General features: G+C 47.0%; 17 protein-coding genes and 1 other RNA gene. 5 read left to right on the forward strand and 13 right to left on the reverse strand.

What is annotated here, in order from left to right; all coding sequences use genetic code 11:
• Positions 1-12: 12 nt before the first annotated feature.
• From KEF85_RS14775 to KEF85_RS14805, 8 genes are read right to left on the reverse strand one after another with little or no spacing between them, the layout of a single operon-like run.
• On the reverse strand, positions 13-1,083 hold the full coding sequence (locus KEF85_RS14775) for a virulence RhuM family protein (protein ID WP_215581884.1): 1,071 nt from the start codon (positions 1,081-1,083) through the stop codon (positions 13-15).
• A complete protein-coding gene (locus tag KEF85_RS16955) occupies positions 1,080-1,211 on the reverse strand; it encodes a hypothetical protein (RefSeq protein ID WP_281413647.1) in 132 nt (43 codons plus the stop codon). Before KEF85_RS16955 ends, KEF85_RS14775 begins: the two co-directional genes overlap by 4 nt.
• The gene (locus KEF85_RS14780; RefSeq protein ID WP_215581886.1) at positions 1,208-3,118 is read right to left on the reverse strand and encodes an AAA family ATPase; all 1,911 of its coding nucleotides are present in this window, start codon (positions 3,116-3,118) and stop codon (positions 1,208-1,210) included. The genes KEF85_RS16955 and KEF85_RS14780 overlap by 4 nt, the downstream gene beginning before the upstream one ends.
• 10 nt (positions 3,119-3,128) lie before the next feature.
• Positions 3,129-4,838 carry a restriction endonuclease subunit S gene (locus KEF85_RS14785; protein ID WP_215581888.1) on the reverse strand — a complete coding sequence of 570 codons (1,710 nt, stop codon included), beginning with the start codon at positions 4,836-4,838 and terminating at the stop codon, positions 3,129-3,131.
• Entirely contained in the window at positions 4,831-5,871 is a 1,041-nt protein-coding gene (locus KEF85_RS14790; RefSeq protein WP_215581890.1) for a PDDEXK nuclease domain-containing protein, read from the reverse strand. Before KEF85_RS14790 ends, KEF85_RS14785 begins: the two co-directional genes overlap by 8 nt.
• Positions 5,868-7,352, reverse strand: a complete 1,485-nt coding sequence (locus KEF85_RS14795) for a type I restriction-modification system subunit M (protein ID WP_215581892.1) — start codon at positions 7,350-7,352, stop codon at positions 5,868-5,870. Before KEF85_RS14795 ends, KEF85_RS14790 begins: the two co-directional genes overlap by 4 nt.
• A 27-nt stretch (positions 7,353-7,379) precedes the next feature.
• Positions 7,380-9,749: an EcoAI/FtnUII family type I restriction enzme subunit R gene (gene hsdR, locus KEF85_RS14800; protein WP_215581894.1), complete on the reverse strand. Its 2,370-nt coding sequence runs from the start codon at positions 9,747-9,749 to the stop codon at positions 7,380-7,382.
• The gene (locus tag KEF85_RS14805; protein ID WP_215581896.1) at positions 9,742-9,957 is read right to left on the reverse strand and encodes a helix-turn-helix domain-containing protein; all 216 of its coding nucleotides are present in this window, start codon (positions 9,955-9,957) and stop codon (positions 9,742-9,744) included. Before KEF85_RS14805 ends, hsdR begins: the two co-directional genes overlap by 8 nt.
• 422 nt (positions 9,958-10,379) lie before the next feature.
• Between KEF85_RS14805 and KEF85_RS14810 the strand changes: the two genes are divergently transcribed.
• The 4 genes from KEF85_RS14810 to KEF85_RS14825 are packed head-to-tail and all read left to right on the forward strand — an operon-like array spanning position 10,380 to position 13,286.
• Positions 10,380-10,613: a helix-turn-helix transcriptional regulator gene (locus KEF85_RS14810; RefSeq protein WP_215581898.1), complete on the forward strand. Its 234-nt coding sequence runs from the start codon at positions 10,380-10,382 to the stop codon at positions 10,611-10,613.
• Positions 10,597-11,046 (forward strand): hypothetical protein, encoded by a 450-nt coding sequence (locus tag KEF85_RS14815; protein WP_215581900.1) that lies wholly within the window; start codon positions 10,597-10,599, stop codon positions 11,044-11,046. Before KEF85_RS14810 ends, KEF85_RS14815 begins: the two co-directional genes overlap by 17 nt.
• Entirely contained in the window at positions 11,033-12,832 is a 1,800-nt protein-coding gene (locus KEF85_RS14820) for a DUF927 domain-containing protein (protein WP_215581902.1), read from the forward strand. The genes KEF85_RS14815 and KEF85_RS14820 overlap by 14 nt, the downstream gene beginning before the upstream one ends.
• Positions 12,825-13,286 (forward strand): hypothetical protein, encoded by a 462-nt coding sequence (locus KEF85_RS14825; protein ID WP_215581904.1) that lies wholly within the window; start codon positions 12,825-12,827, stop codon positions 13,284-13,286. The genes KEF85_RS14820 and KEF85_RS14825 overlap by 8 nt, the downstream gene beginning before the upstream one ends.
• A 46-nt stretch (positions 13,287-13,332) precedes the next feature.
• Here the strand turns inward: KEF85_RS14825 and KEF85_RS14830 are convergent, their stop codons facing one another.
• The 5 genes from KEF85_RS14830 to KEF85_RS14850 all read right to left on the reverse strand — a co-directional run bounded on the left by KEF85_RS14830 (position 13,333) and on the right by KEF85_RS14850 (position 17,183).
• The gene (locus KEF85_RS14830) at positions 13,333-13,836 is read right to left on the reverse strand and encodes a HEPN domain-containing protein (protein ID WP_215581906.1); all 504 of its coding nucleotides are present in this window, start codon (positions 13,834-13,836) and stop codon (positions 13,333-13,335) included.
• Entirely contained in the window at positions 13,833-14,918 is a 1,086-nt protein-coding gene (locus tag KEF85_RS14835) for a DUF262 domain-containing protein (protein WP_215581908.1), read from the reverse strand. The genes KEF85_RS14830 and KEF85_RS14835 overlap by 4 nt, the downstream gene beginning before the upstream one ends.
• Before the next feature lie 80 nt (positions 14,919-14,998).
• Positions 14,999-16,375 carry a tyrosine-type recombinase/integrase gene (locus KEF85_RS14840; RefSeq protein WP_215581910.1) on the reverse strand — a complete coding sequence of 459 codons (1,377 nt, stop codon included), beginning with the start codon at positions 16,373-16,375 and terminating at the stop codon, positions 14,999-15,001.
• Between the two features lie 86 nt (positions 16,376-16,461).
• Positions 16,462-16,836: a transfer-messenger RNA gene (ssrA, locus tag KEF85_RS14845) on the reverse strand.
• Between the two features lie 68 nt (positions 16,837-16,904).
• Positions 16,905-17,183 carry a hypothetical protein gene (locus KEF85_RS14850; protein WP_246534970.1) on the reverse strand — a complete coding sequence of 93 codons (279 nt, stop codon included), beginning with the start codon at positions 17,181-17,183 and terminating at the stop codon, positions 16,905-16,907.
• A 242-nt stretch (positions 17,184-17,425) separates the two neighbouring features.
• Here KEF85_RS14850 and cysD point away from each other — a divergent pair, with 242 nt between their 5' ends.
• Positions 17,426-18,334: a sulfate adenylyltransferase subunit CysD gene (gene cysD / locus KEF85_RS14855; protein WP_215581914.1), complete on the forward strand. Its 909-nt coding sequence runs from the start codon at positions 17,426-17,428 to the stop codon at positions 18,332-18,334.
• Positions 18,335-18,354 lie beyond the last annotated feature (20 nt).

Raw genomic sequence — 18,354 nt, forward strand, 5'->3', positions numbered from 1 at the left:
TTTTCTTGGTGCTCACTCTTCATCATTTTCTGATTTGTGTTCAGACTCGACCTGCTTGATGATTCTGTCGAAATCACTCTCAAACAGCCGATCCTGCACGATGCGGTATTTCTCAAATTCACTTTCCGCATGCGCCTTGGCGATTTCTGCCGTGACTTTTCCGGCGTCTTGTAAAACCTCCCGGTCTGTTGCTTCGATGAATCGGTTTAGGCGGGTTTCCCAATCCTGCATCGTCATCGGAATCTGCCGCAGTGCCATGTCCTCGGCCACGTCCAGATAAGCTGAAACTAGCCGCTGCAATTGTGCCATTTCATTTTCGGTCAAATAGTTTTTGGCGACTACTACGTCGAATTTCTGAATTTTACCACCGGGTGCATCCTTCCAGGTTGCCAGACCCATATTGTCTTTTTCGGCATCGGCGCGCTGGTAGATGACCTCTGTCGCCGTCTGTCCATGAATAGCCCAATGCAGTTTGTTTTGTACGGTAGCAAAAAAACGCTTGGTGGCCTGCGCCGTGACATCGTAGTCAATTGAGGTGGCGTAAATGTCGGTGATTTTTTGGTAGAATTTGCGCTCGGACAGGCGGATTTCCCGAATGCGCTGTAACTGTTCTTCAAAATAGCGCTTGTTGAGTATTGAGCCGTCATTCTTCAGACGCTCATCATCCATCACAAAGCCTTTGATGGTGAACGTCTCAATGATAGTGTTCGCCCATTTGCGGAACTGAACCGCGCGTTCGGAGTTAACCTTGTAGCCAACGGCGATAGTCGCAGCAAGGCTGTAGTGCTTGGTTTCGTAATTTTTACCGTCTGCGGCAGTTATTCGAAAATTTCGAATAACTGAATTTTCTTCCAGTTCGCTGTCGGCAAACACTTTCTTAAGGTGGTAGTTGATGGTTTGGGTTTCAACGCCATACAACAGTCCCATCATTTTCTGCGTAAGCCAGACGTTTTCATCGGCATAAATAGCTTCAACGCCACCACTGCCGCTAGCCGCGACAAAGATCAGATATTCAGCCGCCGATGAACGGACAATAGAGCCCTCATTTTTTTTAGTAAATTGCGGTTGCTTATTCTTGCTCATTCAAGCCCCTGTCTATTACCTGTGTATGGGAATGGTAAGCGTGTCGATGATTTGTTCACCAACCAGCCGGTGAAGACCAGAAGCTCAGCGGTACTGTTGCGGTTCAGCTTCTTGCTGTGGTCGGTCATGGCGTGACTCCTCCGACGCACTTTGACTTGATGAAGTCAAACAACGGACGGAATACTGCGAAATGCACCACATCAATCGTCGGAACAACATCTCTGGCAAATGTCACTTTTTGGCTGTCGCTGACGAACTTTATGAATCCATCTGTGCGCTCAGTATCAACAGTGAAATATGCATCAAGACCAGCAATACCATGAAATAGAAGCTCTATTGTCAACAGTGATCTATTGCCATAATTGCCGCCAGTGTGAGGGTTGATTACCTGTTTACGAATTTGACCATTGGTAGGAACAGGCAGGAGCAGCGCGTAACTTTCACAGCCGCTGCGTTTCTTTACCAAACACAGACCTGGATCCGTTTGCACATCTTGGCCAAGCTGGTTCCAATCGTTATAGGCTTCATCAAAGTCGAAAAGTGAAAAAAACGTTCTACCTGGGTGGTTCTGATACAGCGTGTTGTCTTTGATCAAATTACGCTGAAATCCACAGCTAAAAGCATTTTGTATCTCAAAGCATATCTTCTCTGTCGGGTAGAGCTTTGTCCATGCCGTTTCCAGTATCATTTCGTCCGTAATGCCTTCTGTAAACAGCACAGGGCCTGATGTGTTTTTCAGGACATGTTGAATGTTCAGACGGGCTTCGCTCTCGGTAAAAGTAATTAAACCAGCTGATAACGATTTGATGACATCGGCCTTATTCACCTTGGTCAGCGTCACTTTGTCGCCATCGAATGCAAACAGATTGATGACACTCTCTTTGGCACAGGTGATGGTCGACGCGCTGTGACTACTCATCAAAACATGGCTGGATTTTGCTGCTGTATCGGTGATGTCGAATACTTGCCGCAAGAAATCAAACTGCCATTCCGGGTGCAGAAAAGCATCAGGCTCATCAAGCAGGATAAGGCAATTGCGATCCTTGAAGAGTTCGACGATGGAGTAGATGTAAACCGACTGGAACTGGCCATCGCTGAAATGGGTGATATTTCCTTCCCCACCAGAAGCAAGGCGAAGCGGCACAGAGATGCTGTCCAGCATTCCCAGGGTTTTCAAATTGTCGAACTGACGGAACAAATCCTGCCATTTTCCATGAAATTCCTGTTGCAGCTTGCTGATAGACAGAATTAACACATAACGATCACCGTTCTGGAAATAGCCTTCGGTGACCGGCAATCCTTCTGTATTACCCCATCTGCAATTACTCAATGTATCGAGAAAAGTCTTAGTGATGCCATCGGCCTTCCAGTACCTGTCAGTCTCATCATTGAGTTCAATGTCGAACACCTTCTTTCCCCGCGCATACTCCGGGCGCTGGAACTCAATGCGAAGAACAGGTTCGGTAAGATTGTCAGTTCCTGGTTTTGTGATGCCTAGCTTATCAATCCCCAGCTTTTGACGAATGAATAGGTGAGCCCGGACATCCTCCGGCTGTGCCAGTAAAACTGCCAGCAGTAGCGACTTGTATTCCGGGCCGATGCCGATGAAGCGGCGAGTGTCATCAAGGTTGGCACCCTTGATGCGTCGGCGAAAGGCTTCCTCATAACCTGCCACCAAACCAGTGACTGTCGTATTATGACCAGAGTAGTAGATAAGCACGTTGTCTGGAAATGGTGTCTGGCCCAGCGTCTTACGGTCTTCGTCTTGATTGATGCGTAGCTTGCTGCTTTTCCATTCGATCTCGGTCTCTTGCCCGCCAATTTCGTAATTCAGTTTGTAGTCGAAGTCAATGTTGTTGTCTGCACGTCCGAGTTGATCAAGATGACGGAAGATTTCGATCAAAGCCTCGAACAGGTTGGATTTGCCGCTGCCATTCTTACCAACGAATACATCAATAAAACTCGCACCATCGAATCTGAGCTTGAAATCCTTAAGGTTCTTGTACTGACTGATGAAAACTGATCTCAGACGCATTGCAATCCAGTTATACTTGCGCCATTACGGCGTTCAATAGTTCAGACCTCTTCCGATTTGCGACTTCGATCTGCATCTCAAGCTGATTGCACTGCTTCATTAGCTTGTTTATTTTTTCCACTATTCGACGCTGCTCCTCCAATGGCGGCACCGGAATCGGAAGGCTCATTAATATCTTTTGATTAATTTTGGGCATCGTTCCGGACGTACCGGAAGCACGCTCTCGAAGAAAATCACGACTCGGCGCTGCGCTCATAGCAAAGCAAACATAATCATTATCGAGCTCTCTCGATACCCGCAGTTTCATCATCAAGTCTGGATAAATGTAAATATTTCTCCCGCCCTTATAAATTGCAGGAACTCCAACGTATTCAATGGAATTGCCACGCTGCACTAGAATGTCACCATCTTCTAGCCAAAGATCGGAGCTCGCTGGTATATCGTCAGCAATGAACTTTGAGTGCTCGCCTTTGAACACACCAGAGGTAGTTGCGCTCAATGTCAACGATTTAACCTTGGTTTCGTAATCCACAGCCTTGGGAGAATATCCATTGGTAGGGCCAAAAATCAAGATGGCATTAAGAGGCAAAAGCACCCAACTATCTGGGATTGAGTATGTTAATTTTTTTGGGTCAATTTGATCGTTGGTTGCTCTACGAATAAGTAAGCGAGATCTTTCGGATTTGATTTTTTCGAGAAGCTCCTTTACCGGACGGTCGTCTTTGCGACGCTCGGTAAGTTTTCCCATAATTGCAAGATTCAGTATAGCCTTACGCAGTTCCGCGACGTTTTCTTTAACAGAGTAAATATCTTCGAAGTGCCTGGTGATGAAGGCACAAGCGTCGTCAGAGTTACCATTGCTTGTAATATCGAGCAGTTGCGTGAGCGCGGCGGCGTGTACCGCCAAGCGCTTTCTTTCGCGGGCATTTCGCAGAACTTCCAACGCATCGCAACGCTCCATCAATTGATCTATTTTGTCGACGATGCGAAGCTGCTCTTCAAGTGGGGGAAGAGGGATCGGTATCTCGACAAATTTGGCAATGGAGACACCGCCGATGATCCCCGTCATTGCTATTGTAAATGATGCTCGAAAAACCGATGACAGATAAACATAGAGAATGAACTTGGATGAGATTTGGCCATACAGCTCATTGGCAAAAAGTTTGTTACCGAAGCAGATGTCACGGTCAGTCAATCCGCACTTTTTTCCAGCACTGCCGCCTTCGGCGCAGATTAACACTGCGTCTTTGTGGGCGATCCTGAACTTTGTCTCATCAAGTGGAATACAAATTCCATTTTCGTAGTCCAGCGGTTCAAAACCATAGCCAACATCCTTGGTGGCGACGTATGGTAGCCCTTTTACGCCAGTGTATTTCGACTCCTTTTCGGAGGCGTTGATGCTGTTACCATTGAAAATATTGCCAATAGTACCCAGTCGAACCCACTGCCATCCCTGCGGTAATGCATAAGGCTCATCACTGGTAGTGATCTCGGGCAACGGCTTGGGAGCCTTGATCTTACTCTCCTTCACCAGCCTTTTTTTTTCTGCTTCGATTTCTTTCAGCAGTTGGCTGACTGGCGGGTCGTTTGGATCATGCGGCACCAGCTTGCCCTGCATAGCCAACGTCAAAATCAACTCGCGTAGTTTTTTAATACCATCCGGCGCAGAGAACGCCGTGTCGAAGTGTTGTTCCAGCAAAGCGATGGTGTGCTTATTCATCGTACCCCGCCAGTTCGCGCTCGATCTGTTCGATGCTGGGCAAGCTGGTTTGCAGCTCTTCGGGCAGCGATTGGAGTAGCTTGTATTCAGCAATGCCCATGGGCTGGGTTTTGTCGCCCAAGGCGTATTCAGCCACGATCTTGTTTTTGCTCTTGCACAAGAGCAGGCCGATGGTGGGATTGTCGTGTTCGTGTTTGACTTGCCGATCGACGGCGGTGAGATAAAACCCCAGCTGACCCAAGTGCTCGGGTTTGAATTTTCCGCCCTTGAGTTCAATCACCACATAGCAGCGCAATTTCAGGTGGTAGAACAGCAGGTCGATGAAAAACTCGTCACCGCCCACGTTCAGCAGCACCTGCCGCCCGACGAACGCAAAGCCCGCGCCCAGTTCCAGTAGAAATTCTGTGACGTGTTTTACCAGCGCCTTTTCGATCTCGCGTTCCCGTGCTTCATCGGTCAGGCCCAGAAAGTCGAAGCGGTAGGGATCTTTTAGCGACTCGCGCGCCAAGTCGGACTGCGGCTGGGGCAGGCTGGCTGCAAAATTGGTTACCGCCTTGCCGCTGCGCTCCCGCTGACGGGTTTCGATCTGCATAACCAGAATGTTGCGCGACCAGTTGTGTTCTACCGCGCACGCCAGATACCAATCTCGCTCTTCGCGGTTCTTGAGTTTGTCCATCAAGGTGCAAAGGTGGAACCACGGCAATTGTGCAGCAGCCTGCTGCACAAATTCGGCATCCGGCCACGCCTCGGCAAAAGCACGCATGTACTTGAGATTGCGCGGCGAAAATCCCTTCATGTCGGGAAAGGCGATGCGTAAATCCTGCGCCAAGCGTTCAATCACCTTGGCGCCCCAGCCTTGATCGGCCTGCCGCGCCAGAATATCGCGTCCGATCTGCCAATAAAGCAGCACCAATTCGCGGTTGATGGAGAGTGTGGCTCGCTGCTGGGCGTTATGGATACGGGTTTTCAGCTCGCTCAGCCAGTCGGCATAACCTTCAGGCGTTGGCAGCAGGGAAACGGGCCGATCACTCATGCCTGTTCCCCATTGCTGGCCTTCAGGGCAGCCAGTAGTTCGGTTTTGAGCTCGTTCTGCGCCTTAAGCAACTCTTGAACGATGGTTTCATACTCCTTTTGCAAGTCCTCCGGCTTATCATGTTTGACTACAACTTGGTGAGGGTTCTTACCGACAGAATCGAGATTGTAGTTTTTATCGGCGATTTCTTGGGCTGATACCTTCCAGGCGTTTTCAGTGATCTTGCGGCCTTTGCGTTGTGCGCCACCCCACCAGGCCTTTTCAAGATCGAACTCTTCGATGGTCAGCGGTTTGCCGCGTGAATAGCTCTTATAGCCTTGCGGATAGGGATGCTCAAAGAACCAGACATCCTGTGTCGGTTCGCCCTTTTCAAAGAACAGGATGTTGGTGGCAATGCTGGTGTAGGGTGCGAATACACCTTTGGGCAGACGGACGATGGTATGCAGGTTAAACTCTTCCAATAACTCGCGTTTGAGGTTGGTTTTTGTGCCTTCGCCAAACAGAAAGCCATCCGGCAACACTACTGCAGCACGGCCAGTGTCATGCTTGAGCAAATACATGATTAGCGCCATGAACAGGTCGGCGGTTTCGCGGGTTTGGTATTTGCGCGGAAAATTGTTCTCGATGCCATCTTCTTCCATGCCGCCGAACGGTGGATTGGTAATAATGATATCTACCCGATCTTTGGGGCCGTAGTCCTTCAATGGTCGGCTAAGCGTATTGTCATGCCGGATGTTGGTCGGCACGTCGATGCCGTGCAGCATCATATTGGTCATTGCCAACATGTGCGGCAGCGGCTTTTTCTCGACGCCGTGGATGCTAGCCTGCAAAGTTTTTGAATCGTCATGGGTTTTGACTTGCTGCTTTAAATGCTCGACGCTGCAAGTCAAAAAGCCGCCGGTGCCACAGGCCGGATCAAGGATGATCTCACCAAGTTTGGGATCCAGAATGTCGACCATGAACTGAGTAACGGCGCGCGGCGTATAGTATTCGCCGGCGTTACCAGCCGATTGCAGATCGGCAAGAATTTTTTCGTAGATGTCGTTGAACAAGTGGCGGTCAGTGGACGAATTGAAATCGACATCGGCCTGAATGGTGTTGATAACCTGACGCAACAGAGTGCCGGATTTCATATAGTTGTAAGCGTCCTCAAATACCGAGCCAATGACCTTGCCGTGCGGCGAGACACCGGCGGCCGTGGCTAAACGCTTTAACGAGGGAAACAGGTCGTTGTTGACGAAGTCGATTAATTCCTCACCGGTCACGCCTTCCGGATTTTTGGCCCAGTTCGACCAGCGAAAGCGGCTTTGTAGCGGAGATTGATAACCGGGAATGGTCAGTTGCCATTCCTGTTCCTTGTCGTCGAAAATTTTCAAAAACAGCAACCAGACTATCTGACTAATGCGCTGGGCATCGCCGTCGACGCCAACATCTTTGCGCATGATGTCTTGAATGCTTTTGATGAGTGTTCCTATGGGCATTACGGATTTAACTCCAATGTGTCATTGTTATGAGGCATACAAGGCTTGTTCCAGATCGCAAACGGCTTGCTGGTATTGATCCAAACCGCCAAAGGTGCGGATGATTTCCAGTGGGGTGCCGAACTGGTTAAACGGTGCAATGGTTAAAACCTGGGTTTCTTCGATATGCTGGATGCCTTCGTCGGCGTACTTGTCCAATAAGGCTTCCAGCACTTTACGGGCTTGCTCGCCGTAGCGGGTAAAATAATTATTTTGTTTGAGCTGATCAGCACGCTGCTTGCGGGTCAGCGGCGGTTTGTCCCAGGCGACATGGCAGACCAGATCGAAAGGGTCGCAATCGCGGCCAATTTCGTCGGCTAGGGCGTCGAAAAAAACACCCTGGTTGGCTAATTCTTCAATGATGACCTGTTTTTTGTCGCTGCTGCTCCAGCGGCGTAAAAAATCATCCAGAGAGGCAAACTCCTTGGTCAGGGTTTTGCGTGTATAGTCTTTTAAGGACTCGGTAATCAGCTTGCCATTACTATCGAAATATTGCACCCGCTCGGCAACAACCTTTACTTCCACATTGGCAACCACATAGCGGCGCACGGTGGTATCGTCATCTTCCGGATTGGGTTCAGCAATGTCGGGCCAGTTTTGTTCGCCACCTAGGCCTGGATAATCGCTGCCCGAAGGCTGGTTTTCCGGAAAATCGGGCGGAACCGGCGAGTCATCAGGACTTTGAGGTGTGTATATCTGCACTGGATCACCGTCGAAATCCGGGTCGGCAAATAATTCAGTCGCTTTGCGGAAATCGATAATCGTGAAGTAGTATTTATCGTAATCTTCGTTGATGCGGGTACCGCGACCGATGATTTGCTTGAATTCAGTCATGGAAAGAATACGCTGATCCAGAACAATCAATTTGCAGGTTTGCGCATCGACGCCGGTGGTCATTAATTTGGACGTAACTGCAATCACCGGATATTTACTTTCCGGGAAAATGAAGTTATCCAGCTCGGCTTTGCCTTCTTCATTGTCACCCGTAATACGCATGACATATTTTGAATTTTGCGCGACTAGATCGGCATTTTCGTTGGCCAATGCCTGGCGCATGCGCTCGGCATGGTCAATGTTTTCGCAAAAGACGATGGTCTTATCAAAACGGTTGGTTTGCTTGAGAAATTCGCTGATTTTTTTGGCAACTAGTTGGGTGCGTTTTTCCAACACCAAAGTTTTATCAAAATCTTTCTGGTTGTAGATACGGTCTTCAATTTCATTGCCGTATTTGTCCAGCATGCCTTTATCTGGACGCCAACCGGCCAGATCCTTGTCCAGATCGATACGCACGACTTTGTAGGGGGCAAGGAAACCGTCATCTATGCCTTGCCTGAGCGAGTAAGTATAAATCGGCTCGCCAAAGTAATCGATATTGGAAACGTCCTTGGTTTCTTTCGGCGTCGCCGTCAGGCCAATCTGGGTGGCTGAAGAGAAATATTCCAGAATTTCCCGCCAGGCGGAATCGATTGCGGCGCTGCCGCGATGGCATTCGTCAATGACGATCAAGTCGAAAAAGTCCTGGCTGAACTGCTTGTAGATGTTGCGTTCTTCTTCGTTACCAGTCACAGCTTGATACAGCGACAAATAGATTTCATAGGATTTGTTGGCTTGGCGTTTCTGGATTTTGGTCATTGCCGAGCCGAACGGCTTGAAATCGTTGGTCATAGTCTGATCGACCAAAATGTTACGGTCGGCCAGAAACAGGATGCGGCGCTTAGTTTTGGATTTCCATAAACGCCAGATGATTTGGAAAGCGGTAAAGGTTTTGCCGGTTCCCGTGGCCATGACCAAAAGAATGCGGTTCTGTCCTTGGGCAATGGCTTCAATGGTTTTATTAATTGCCAGCAACTGGTAATAACGCGGCGTTTTGTTGCTGCCGTCGCTATAGTAATCCTGGGTAACAAGCGTAGTTTGTTGTTCAGTCAGTCCCCGGTGCTTGGTCCAACATTCCCAAAGGGTTTCGGCTGTTGGAAATTCGTCCAGGGCTAACTCACGTTCTATGATGCCGTCAGTGGTGATTTTGTTATGAAACAGAAAACCGTCACCATTGCTGCTGAACACAAAAGGGATTTGCAACATTTCAGCATAACCTAAAGCCTGCTGCATGCCATCGCCGACGGTGTGGTTATTATCCTTGGCTTCGATAACCGCTATCGGCAAGTTGGGTTTATAGAACAGCACATAATCTGCCCGCTTGTTTTTAGCGCGAGTGTGTAACTTACCGCGCACGATGATGCGGCCTTTGGTCAGCGAAAATTCCTCCCGGATTTGAGTCACCAAGTCCCAACCGGCATATACTAAAGCTGGAGTGATGAATTTGCTGCAGATATCGCGCTCGGACAACTGTTTTTTATTCATCTGGCAACGCTCCTTGTTGATTTTTGTCGTGACAAAACAGTTCAAATTGTCGCTGAGCCAGCTTGGATGGCGCCGTTTTGCCGTTTTCCCAACGATTGACCGTGGCAAAGCTAACACCCAAAGCCTGAGCCAATTCTTCCTGACTCAATTTTAAATGATGTCGAATGGTCTTTACCTGGGCTGCAAAATCATTGGGTTGCTGGCGCATTTTTTAAATCGTCATCGCTAAGGTATTTGGGCAAGGCATAAGGGATTAACAGTAAAAATATAACAGATGTTATAAATCAGACAACCAGAAATTGTAAGGAATTGAATAACAAACGATAGATACTTTGCTGCTACCAATCTAATTGGTAAATGTTTTGCAGCTAAATGCCAAAAATGCAATTTGCTGCAGTACACAAAGTAATAAATTTGTTGGATAATAATCTCCGTTACACCACCCAATCCTTTCTTGGAATGGAGAGTTGCTCGGCAACGAGCTTACATTTTGGTCTTTAGTTGACCCGAATTTGAATTTGGCTTTAGTTTTTAGCCTTTTTAAGGCTATGTCTACAGTTTAGATTTTATCTCGGGTTAATCAGCTATTGCCAAGTGAAAACTTAACTCTTTAATTCGAGGAAAATAGCGATGCCCATCCTGCCAGAAACAGGTTTTTTACGTTTAAGCCAAATTATTGGCAATCCCAAAGCAAACCCTCCCATTCCGGGTCTTATCCCAGTCAGTAAATCCACTTGGTGGTATGGGGTTAAAACTGGACGTTTTCCTGCACCAGTCAAAATTGGTCCACGCACGACCGTTTGGCGTGCGGAGGATATTCGGGAATTGATCATAAAACTCTTTCAAAATGCAGTCAGCGTTTAGAAAGAAACTGCCACCGTTCGGCAGAGTGTTGACGGAAAAATTGCAATCGGATAATCCGCCGTGGCTGGTGATTGTCTGCATAGGACGAGATTGTTGGCGACGAGCCAGACATTGGCAGAAAAACCCGTCTGTTTGGGCGCTGGTGATGCCTGCTTCTGAATCGCCACTTGGCTTCATCTGGCAGGTAGCGGCACTCTATATCCTGATAGATTGGGATTTAGGGCCGACCCATAAGCAAATTATTCATTTGGTGAAAGTCCTGCTGGTAGCCGGTGCTGAGCAGGTGACGGTTCGACCTTGCTGGGTTGATACCAGTCAACCTGCAGTTGAATATGATGCTTCTAGGCCTGCGGGTGATCGCTGGGTTCAGGTCAGGGAACAAATCATGATTTATCCGGGGCTCAAGCAGAGGAATGGCGATGTTTCTGCCTGAAGTGATTGAGATTGACGAAGCCGAATTGTCATGCCTGGAAAAAAACGTCGTTTCCAATAAATCCGAGGTCAGGCAATTATCGTTCGCTGATTTGGAATTACCTTGTTATATCGTTGAGGAAAACTGGTTTGAGCTAGGCGGCAAACGTCAGCCTGGCGTCTGGTATTGCTATCAGACCGAAGGTAACCAGAAAACGCCATCGGCACAACATGCCATACGGATCTGTTCGCCATTATATATAGAAGCCGTCACCAATACCGAAGATGGTCAATTTTTTGGCCGCTTGTTACGTTTTCGCAATACCTTTGGCCGGTGGCGACAATGGGCCATGCCGATGGAATTGCTGCGCGGTTCCGGCGAAGAGTTGCGGGGCGAACTGTTAGCGGCAGGCGTGGAGATTGAACAGAAAAATCGGAATAAGCTTGCCGATTATCTGCAATCGCATATTCCGGACAAAATCATCACTGCTGCGACCCATACTGGTTGGACAACCAGTGGCAATGCCTTTGTGATGCCGGACCGGATTGTCGGTGCCGATAATGTCTATCTGCAAAGCGACAGCATCGGTCAGTATGGGGCTATTCACCCAGGCGGCGATTACTGGGAATGGCAACAACTGGCAGCACTCTGTGCCGGAAATCCGGTATTGATTTTATCACTATGCGTCTCATTCGCTGGGCCTTTGCTGGCAAAAGTCCATCATGATTCTGGAGGCATACATTGGGTAGGCGACTCCAGTACAGGTAAGACCACAGCTTTGTTGTTGGCAGTATCAGTATGGGGCGGCGAGGATTTCAAGCGCAGCTGGCGGGCCACTTCAAATGGTTTGGAAAGTGTTGCGGCCATGTTATCTGATACTTGTTTGTGTCTGGATGAAATCAACGAAGCTGATCCGCAGGAAGTGGGCAGTATCGTTTACTGTTTAGGCAACGGAACTGGCAAAACCAGAGCTAATAAAGTCGGTTCTGCCCGGCATGTTCAACGCTGGCGATTGACTATTCTGTCTACTGGCGAACGCTCCATCACTGCAGCCATGAAAGAAAGCGGTAAACAGACCAAAGCTGGTCAGTTGATGCGTTTGCTGAATATTCCGGCAAAACGGAAATTTGGCTTATTCGACCATCTACATCATTTTAAGGATGGCAGAATGCTTTCGGATTATTTCAAAAGCCAATGTGCAAGGCATTACGGTCATGCCGGCGTCCAGTTTGTCGAATATTTGATCCAGCAAGGCGATGCCGATTTCGGTGTGGTGCTGGCCAAAATTGAAATGCAATTTACTCATCATGATAATCAGTCGGCTAGGGCTGCATCGAAATTTGCCCTATACGCGATGGCCGGAGAGCTGGCAATCGAAGCCGGTATAGTTCACTGGGATCAAGGTACCGCATTACATGCCTGCCAAGCGATGTTTGCACAGTGGCAGCGTGATCGTGGCAAAGGTCTCACCGAGCATCAGCAAATTCTACAGAATGTCGGCGACTATATTCTCAAATACGGCGACACCCGTTTTACTGACAAGAACAATCCCAACGACAAGCCACGTGCTGAACGCGCTGGGTGGTATCTGGACAAAAGCGATGCCCGCATATTTCTGTTTACTAATGATGCGCTTCGGGAAGCCGGTGGCAATTTTGATTTCAACCGGGTATTGGATGCACTGGAAGAGGCCAAATGGATCGCCGACCACAACCCTGGCAAACGAGCCAAGAAAACCGTTATCGTCGGAGTTGGCAAGCCAGCACTTTATTGGATACTACCGATGGAGCATACTGATCATGCTTGAAGGCTTGTTTCAGCAAATAGCTAATCAAATCCCACCCAAAGTTCCCTCGGCTTCTTCAGAAAAATCAACCAGGGAACCGCTGCAGCCCAGATTGTATAAGCCTATTCCCTGGGTTCCCCCAGTTCGCTCAGAAAGATACAAAACCCAAAATACACAACCATTATCTGAACAGGACAGGCAAAAAATACTCGATTATTTGGCTGCCATCAGCGAAACTGATCAGGAAATTATTCAAGAGATTTTGGATATCTGCACCAGTGATAACAGCAAAAGGCTTTGGTTGCTGCAATGGGCTGCCAAGATTTTGCCAGTTCCAAAAATCGATTTATTGGATGACAGGCATTACTGTCGGGAGTGCGCTTTTATGAAAAACCGTAGATGCCAACGACATGGCTTTTGGCCAGTGGATAATATTCCTAGACGATGTGCTGATTTTCAATTTAAAAAAAGCTGAAGTGAAAGGGTATATATTCAATCTTATAATTGTTGCCAACTATATTCTATATAATGCTTTGTACTCTAGCAGTTAACCCCAAGACAGTCTCGACATTTGATATAACTGTTTTTGTCAGAGGATACTTTTGATTAAGTTCTCTCAGTGTAAGATTAAGATTTCCTTGTTTATGTACAACTGCATGCCTAGCTTTCATTAGCGAGTCCCAGGCTGAATGCTCTGGTGAATTCTCAATGTTTTCCATAAATGAAACTTTATATGTGCCGTCAAATCGATTAAGAGTCTCGTTTATCTTCTTTAAATCTGGACTTCTAAACTTTTGGGATAAAGTTTTCTTTATATAATTTGCAGCATGGGTATCCCCACACATTTCTGCTCTTCTTATGAATAACGACTCCAAGTAATCTTCGTACTCAGATACTATCAATACAATTAGCCCAGCCACTAAATAGGTTTCGAGCTCTTTATCTTTTATATTTGTTGGATCTAAGCTACGAACATGCTCGGAGCATATTTCTAAAGCATTCTCAATTCTTTGAAAGTGCATCATTTTGATAAATATTGTTTTGCAAGACCCATTCTGAGTTCGACAATTGAATCATCTGCAGTTGCTCCACGAACACCTTTGATAAAATCATCATCACCTTTCAGCCTATTAAACCTATCTTTCAAATCTGAATTAAATCCAAATTTAGCTAATGTTGTAAAGGTTGAATCAAAAACAGCAACGTTAAGACCTGACCAGATATGAAATGGTCTTTCACCAAGAAACTCTATAACTTTGTCACAGGTTTCTTTGAATAACTTCTCGAAATTCTGCCGTTTCTCAATATCTATATGTTGATTTTTTCTCATAAAATTTGACATAAAATCTTTTATCGGCCTTTCATAGTTATCTCCATTTTCATAAAATGAAAAAAACCTAAGAATCAATTCAACATCTTTCTGGCGTTTGTGTGTTGGAATACTTCCAAATATTTTTCGCCAATTATCATAGTTATTTAGTTCGCAGAGTAAGTTATTAAACTCGCCATGATATACGCAATTTCGTATTTCTTGCCCCACTAACTGGGTTCCTCCAGTATTTAGGCGTTCGAAAATATGATAAACACTTGTATTACCATTTGGGGTTAGCTGCTTAACAACAAATGCTCGAAGTACACTATCATTTAATTTATTAAAAGCGGCTTGATCTGAATCTTCAAGCTCAGCATACGTTTTATTGTGATAAGCACTTCTCTCATTTAATCCAGTTAATCTAAAAACTTTACGGCGACCAGCCTTATCAGCTTCCCCAAAGTAACCATCAAAATAATAAACAACCGACATTAATCGTTGCTGTCCATCAATAACAAGTTGCTCATTGTTAATTTCATCAGTAAATAAAAAAATAGCTGGCACAGGCAAGCCGAGTAAAAAAGACTCAATTAAACGACTGGCTTGCTTTATATTCCAGACATAGTTTCTTTGAAATCCTGGAACAGTCATTGATCCCTTCTTATATTTGGAAACAAGGCCTTCTAAAGTAAAATCAGCTGGATATGTAATAACTTCATATGTTGCAGGAGTTGATTCTAAGTCAATATTTTCACTCTCAATAACTTCGAGCCCTTCGTTGTAATCCGTTGTCATTTTGTTCTCATATAATTTAAATTAGTAAATGCTCACTGTTTACCTTTCAAATAAAATACAATTTTATCAAAGATAATGGGTTAACCGTTTTTCCGGAACGGAACTACCGCTGTCCCAGATTTTAATCCATCGAGATAATCCGCCCACCACTGCATTAACTCCGCCCGGTCATTCAAATATTGTGCATGATTATAAGCCGCTTCTGTCTTGCCTTTGACGATATGTGATAATTGCGCTTCAATCATTTCCCCGCTAAATTTTCCTTTTCCATCTTCCCTTATCCGGGTTGAGGCAATGCCCCGAAAGCCGTGAGCGGTCATTTCCTCTTTGCTGTAGCCCATTCGGCGTAATGCGCTTAATAGGGCCTCTGCAGCCATGTGGCGTTCGTGCTTGCTGCCTGCGGCCGTTCTTAGTCCGGTAAAGACATAGCGCCCATTACCGGTTAAGGGCTGAATGTCTCGCAGAATTGCGATTGCCTGACGGGATAGCGGGACATAGTGAACTCGATCAGGATCGTTTTTAAGAACAGCCCGTTGTTTCTTGATGTGTGCCGGTACCGTCCATAAGGCCTTATCAAAATCAATATCTTTCCATTCCAGCGTCGCCAACTCACCCGGCCTAACGAAGGTTAGCGGCAGCAATTGCAGCGCAGATCGAACAATGGACGATCCTTTGTAGTCGGTAATGTCATTCAACAGTGTTGAAATATCATCGACATTTTTTAGCCTGGCAAAGTTTTTTTGCGGCGGAACCGGTTTCAAAACTGTTCTAATTGCTGTAGCTGGATTATTTTCGCAACGGCCAGTACCAATGGCATAGGCAAAAACCGCTTCACAAGCCTGATTGGTGCGGTGTGCCGTTTCAATTGCGCCCCGTGACTCGATTCGCCGAATGGTTTCAAGCAAAGTAATGGCCGTGATGGTATTAATGGGAGTGGCTCCCAAATAAGGAAACACGTCATTAACTAGCCTGGTCAGTGTCCGCTGGGCATGGCCATCTGTCCAGGTGTCTTTTTTGTATTCCCACCATTCACGCGCTATGGGTTCAAAGCTATCGGCTCCGCTTTGGCTGATGCGTTCGGCTTTTCGTTGCTGGCTAGGGTCAATGCCATTGGCGACCTTCGCCCTGAGTTCTGCTCGCCTTTCTCTGGCGCCGGGCAAAGTTATTTCGGGGTAAAGGCCAAGCGACAAGGTTTTTTGCTTGCCGTCGACGCGATAGTCAAAACGCCACCAGGATGAACGTTCCGGTTCTGCGACAAAATACAATCCGCCGCCATCCGGCGCTTTATTTGCCTTGCCTTCTTTCTTTGCAGTTGCCGCCATACTTTTAATGGTCAGCGGCGATAGTTTGTTCAGTGTTTTCGCCATGTGCAGCCCCATTGCTGGTAATTGCTTTGCTGGTAAACCGTCTACCAGCATTTTTACCAGCAATTGCCGGTAGATTGTATTGTATTCCACTGAACATCACTGGACAACAAAAAACCCGCTAGACCTTGCAGCCTGCGGGTTTATCGTATTTCTTTGGACTTTCTTGGATGGTATTTTGGTGGAGGCGGCGGGAATTGAACCCGCGTCCGCAAGCACTCCGCTACAAGCTCTACATGCTTATCCCGCGCTTTTGATTTAACTGTTGACTACCCGTCGGGCCAAGAGCTTCAACAGCGATTTCGATTGGATTTAGTGCTTTAAGCTCCGAACGAAGCCCTGGCACGATCTTATGTAATATGATCCCTGAGTGTTCCGAAGAACCTGCGCGCATAAGCACACACAGTCAGAGAAGTGGTGCAGGGTTTAAGCTGCTAAGGCCACTGAGTAGTTTTCGTCGTTTGCGAATACTTGTTTCAGTAGGATTTACGAGGTGTACTGTCCTCGGCATGCACCTGAAGTTTTGCTACCCACGTCGAAGCCAGGTCGCCCCCAAGAGATTAAATAATAGCATGTTTTGGCTTTGTTTGCCGGGATGTTGTATGGTTTATCCAGTGCGGGTTTATTGCATAAATTTCAGCAGGGCATTAACCGGGAGAGCGAAGCTTTGTCTGGCCACATCGCCCACCTGACCGGTGTAGCTGCGTTGCAGGTATAAGTCCACACCGCAGACTTTGGCGATCATGGAGCAGCGGCCACTGAGGCTGAACTGACCGCCCTGGAGTATATAGGTTAAGGGTACGCAGTCGGCTCTGAGGATGGGGCCGGCGACGATAAGGTCGATGCGCTGGTCAAAGCTATCGTAATTCAGGCTATCCGGCAACAGCTTGAGCTGAGCCAATAAAATTTTTTGATCTTGACCTATGCAACCATATATAGTGCAATGACAATTCTGTAAATCCTGGAGAAGGAGCTCCGCAAATCTTGCTGCATTTAGCCTGTCAGGATGTTGTTGGCGAATGTTTTCTAATCCGTTTATTTGTCTCATTTGCTTTAGTTAATGGCTTTGCTGGAAATTTGCCTATAAAATAATGCATTTGCACTTCATTGCCCAATGCGGTTAAACCGCCCCGGAACCCGTTCATGACCGATTATAAATTAACTCATCTCAAACAGCTTGAAGCTGAAAGCATCCATATCATTCGTGAAGTCGCGGCAGAATTTGAAAAACCGGTGATGCTTTATTCCATAGGCAAGGATTCTGCGGTGATGCTGCATCTTACCCGTAAGGCGTTTTTTCCGGGCAAGCCGCCGTTTCCGTTATTACATGTGGATACTACCTGGAAATTTAAGGAGATGATTGCTTTTCGTGACCAACTGGTTAGCGAGCTGGGCTGGGATTTGCTGGTGCATATTAATCAGGACGGGGTGGCGCAAAATATCGGGCCGTTCACTCACGGCAGTAAAAAACATACCGATGTGATGAAAACCGATGGCTTGAAACAGGCCTTAAACAAGTATCAGTTTGATGCGGCTTTTGGCGGGGCCAGACGGGATGAGGAAAAATCCCGCGCCAAGGAACGGGTGTATTCGTTCCGTGACAAGAACCATCGCTGGGACCCGAAAAACCAGCGCCCGGAACTGTGGAATATTTATAACGGCAAAATTGATAAGGGTGAAAGCATCCGGGTGTTCCCATTGTCCAACTGGACTGAGCTGGACATCTGGCAATATATTCATCTGGAAAATATTCCGATTGTACCTTTGTATTTTGCCAAGGAGCGGCCAGTGGTGGAAAGAGACGGGATGCTGATTATGGTGGACGATGACCGGATGCCGATCGGCCCGGACGAAAAAGTGGAGATGAAAATGGTGCGGTTCCGCACCCTGGGTTGTTATCCGCTAACCGGCGCGGTGGAATCCACCGCTACGACTTTGCCGGAAATTATTCAGGAAATGTTGCTGACCACGACTTCTGAACGCCAGGGCCGTTTGATTGACCATGATCAGGCCGGTTCGATGGAACAGAAGAAACGTGAGGGTTATTTTTAAATTTCATAGCCGCCCCCATT

The sequence above is a fragment of the Methylomonas paludis genome (genome assembly GCF_018734325.1).
In the GTDB taxonomy this organism is placed as follows: Bacteria; Pseudomonadota; Gammaproteobacteria; order Methylococcales; family Methylomonadaceae; genus Methylomonas; species Methylomonas paludis.

Bases quoted from the DNA above. Each gene is read 5' to 3' on its own strand.
- KEF85_RS14825 (WP_215581904.1), top strand. From the start codon at position 12,825: ATGCTTGAAGGCTTGTTTCAGCAAATAGCTAATCAAATCCCACCCAAA.
- KEF85_RS16955 (WP_281413647.1), bottom strand. From the start codon at position 1,211: ATGACCGACCACAGCAAGAAGCTGAACCGCAACAGTACCGCTGAGCTT.
- KEF85_RS14785 (WP_215581888.1), bottom strand. From the start codon at position 4,838: ATGAATAAGCACACCATCGCTTTGCTGGAACAACACTTCGACACGGCG.
- KEF85_RS14805 (WP_215581896.1), bottom strand. From the start codon at position 9,957: ATGCGCCAGCAACCCAATGATTTTGCAGCCCAGGTAAAGACCATTCGA.
- KEF85_RS14775 (WP_215581884.1), bottom strand. From the start codon at position 1,083: ATGAGCAAGAATAAGCAACCGCAATTTACTAAAAAAAATGAGGGCTCT.
- KEF85_RS14790 (WP_215581890.1), bottom strand. From the start codon at position 5,871: ATGAGTGATCGGCCCGTTTCCCTGCTGCCAACGCCTGAAGGTTATGCC.
- KEF85_RS14830 (WP_215581906.1), bottom strand. From the start codon at position 13,836: ATGATGCACTTTCAAAGAATTGAGAATGCTTTAGAAATATGCTCCGAG.
- hsdR (WP_215581894.1), bottom strand. From the start codon at position 9,749: ATGAATAAAAAACAGTTGTCCGAGCGCGATATCTGCAGCAAATTCATC.
- KEF85_RS14795 (WP_215581892.1), bottom strand. From the start codon at position 7,352: ATGCCCATAGGAACACTCATCAAAAGCATTCAAGACATCATGCGCAAA.
- cysD (WP_215581914.1), top strand. From the start codon at position 17,426: ATGACCGATTATAAATTAACTCATCTCAAACAGCTTGAAGCTGAAAGC.
- KEF85_RS14810 (WP_215581898.1), top strand. From the start codon at position 10,380: ATGCCCATCCTGCCAGAAACAGGTTTTTTACGTTTAAGCCAAATTATT.
- KEF85_RS14815 (WP_215581900.1), top strand. From the start codon at position 10,597: ATGCAGTCAGCGTTTAGAAAGAAACTGCCACCGTTCGGCAGAGTGTTG.
- KEF85_RS14820 (WP_215581902.1), top strand. From the start codon at position 11,033: ATGTTTCTGCCTGAAGTGATTGAGATTGACGAAGCCGAATTGTCATGC.
- KEF85_RS14780 (WP_215581886.1), bottom strand. From the start codon at position 3,118: ATGCGTCTGAGATCAGTTTTCATCAGTCAGTACAAGAACCTTAAGGAT.
- KEF85_RS14835 (WP_215581908.1), bottom strand. From the start codon at position 14,918: ATGACAACGGATTACAACGAAGGGCTCGAAGTTATTGAGAGTGAAAAT.